At 73.7% G+C, this 597-nt stretch carries 1 protein-coding gene; it reads left to right on the top strand.

Annotation, left to right across the window (positions count from 1 at the left end; translation table 11 throughout):
• Positions 1-597, top strand: a 597-nt coding sequence (locus ITP53_RS55700; protein WP_195903541.1) for a lamin tail domain-containing protein, incomplete at both ends; no start/stop codon positions are given.

Here is a 597-nt window from a genome sequence, read left to right as displayed (position 1 = left end):
GGGAACAGTGGTCATCAGCCAGGTGTACGGAGGCGGCGGAAACTCCGGCGCCCCCCTCACCAACGACTACGTCGAACTCTTCAACCGCAGCGGCGCCCCCGTCTCGCTGGACGGCTGGTCGGTGCAGTACACCAGCGCCAGCGGCACCGGAAACTTCGCCGCCAACAGGACCAGCCTCACCGGCACCGTCGCCCCCGGCCAGTACCACCTGGTCCAGCTGGCGGCGGGCGCCACCCCGAGCGGCTCGCTGCCCGCGGCCGACGACACCGGCGGCATCAACATGAGCGGCACGGCGGGCAAGGTGGCGCTGGTCCACTCCGCCGACGGCCTCGCCTGCAACGGCTCCACCACCGCCTGCACGCCCGAGCAACTCGCGCTCGTCGCCGACCTGGTCGGGTTCGGAACCGCGAACTTCTTCGAGGGCGGCGCCGCCGCGCCCACCCTCAGCAACGCCACCGCCGCGATCCGCGGGAACGGCGGCTGCTCCGACACCGACGACAACAGCGCCGACTTCGATACCGCGGCCCCCGCCCCGCGCAACGCCGCCACCGCGGCGGCCCCCTGCGGCGACGTCGACCCGTCTCCGTCGCCCACCCC

This window comes from Nonomuraea cypriaca (assembly GCF_015645445.1).
GTDB classification, from domain to species: domain Bacteria; phylum Actinomycetota; class Actinomycetes; order Streptosporangiales; family Streptosporangiaceae; genus Nonomuraea; species Nonomuraea cypriaca.
Note: the sequence above shows the minus strand (reverse complement) of the source record. Positions and strands in the feature narration are given on the sequence as shown.